Here is a 1,594-nt window from a genome sequence, read left to right as displayed (position 1 = left end):
TTTTATGAATACATAAGTTATATGTTTTATTGGAATTTAAAATTCATTCATTGAAATGTTTTATGACTTTTCACTAAAGGATGCCATTCATAGCGTATGGTAGGTCGACCGCCTTGGGAGTTATTGTCTCCAGAGATTTCACGAATATAATTGCAACGGCATAAAAGCTCTAAAGCTTGCTTCACAGCTTCATTGTCTTTTAAACATTTCCAATCACGTTTATAAACATCCCGTGCAGTAAAAACATTAGGTAAATAATCACAGCGCTTGACAAGCAAGTTTGCACTTTCTGTTGCTAATGTATCATGCGCCGCATAAAGACGTTTGGCATGACTTAACAGATATTTTTCCCAATACAAGGCTCTCTCAAGAGCATTTCTATTGATTTCAAAACGACCCCCTTCGGTCAATTCAAAAATCAACGCAAGTGTTGGTATGGTTTTATCCATTTTCAAAAGATACGATTGTAAATTTGTAGAGAAATGACCACTATTTATTTTTTTCTGAAAATTTTCCCACCATACACGAAACATTTCTTGAGCTTCAGCAGAAAAGCGTATGGTTATCGGATGCTTTGGTGAGCCTAACGGTTTATCATAAAGAGAACGAAAGACCCCTTGATAGCTTTCCCATACCTTTTGATTGGGAGGTCTATCCGTCCATAACCGCTTTTTTCGTTCGTCGGGCCATACAATCATTTGAAATCGTTGCATGAAACCATCATCATTTATTCCATGGCACATGGCTTGAATAATGGGAATAATGCGTGAGGGTTGAATGCCCCCAATAATGGAAATGGTTGCATTGGGAATATGAATGGTTCCACGTTCAATACGGTCATAGGTGTATGACGTATTGCCATTAAAAGCTGTTAGATAAAAGGCACGGTCTGTTTGGTATTCCTTTCTTTCCATATTAGCTAAAAACCCAGCCAATTCATCTCGTACCATCAAGAGACCACGGGGGTTTTCTTTTAAGAGTTCCCCAAGCTTTTCGACAGTCACATCGTTGACAATAAGACGTCGTTTATCAAGAGTGTTATCATCACTTTCTTTGTGTTCAATAGATTGTGAAAGAAGGGCAAGGGCTTGTTCCTCATCTTGATCTTTGAGTGCTTTATAGGCTTGTTTTTTCTTTTCTCGTTTATCTAATTCAATAAGAATATCTTTCTTTTCTTGCTGTTCTTTCTTCTTTAACCATTCTTGATGCCATTCCTCTTGAAAGGCATAGAGAGGAGTTAAAGCGGCTTGCATGGTAGGTGTTTTGAGTGTTGAAGGTTGCCCCACAAGAGCACCCCAGAGATTAGGAACAATTTTCCAATTATTATCATGTTTTTTGGGAGCGATACGCACGCCATTTCCAATGACAGCAGCCAATCCACATAAAGCAGAGATAGCAATAAAATCGATAGAAGATTGTTGAAGATCGGCAACCTCATAAATATAGTCCATTAATGACATTGGAAGCTGTAATAAGCTAAAAGGCTCGACAGGTAAGAGAGCCGTAGCAATCGGTTTTAATTGCCCCCAACCATTTTGTTGCAAGGCTTGTTCATAAGAAATGGCTTTTAAACAAGTATTTTCGTTTAAAGAGA

Annotated in this window: 1 protein-coding gene; it reads right to left on the bottom strand. The window is 38.1% G+C overall.

The window, feature by feature from the left end:
• Positions 1 to 47: 47 nt before the first annotated feature.
• The coding region (locus ACFING_RS09685) for a YfjI family protein (protein WP_375630743.1) at positions 48 to 1,594 on the bottom strand (1,547 nt) is incomplete at its 5' end.

The organism is Bartonella sp. AP150HLJHH (assembly GCF_042196385.1).
In the GTDB taxonomy this organism is placed as follows: Bacteria; Pseudomonadota; Alphaproteobacteria; order Rhizobiales; family Rhizobiaceae; genus Bartonella.
The sequence above is the reverse complement of the archived record's forward strand: the minus strand, read 5'-3'. Positions and strand labels throughout refer to the sequence as shown.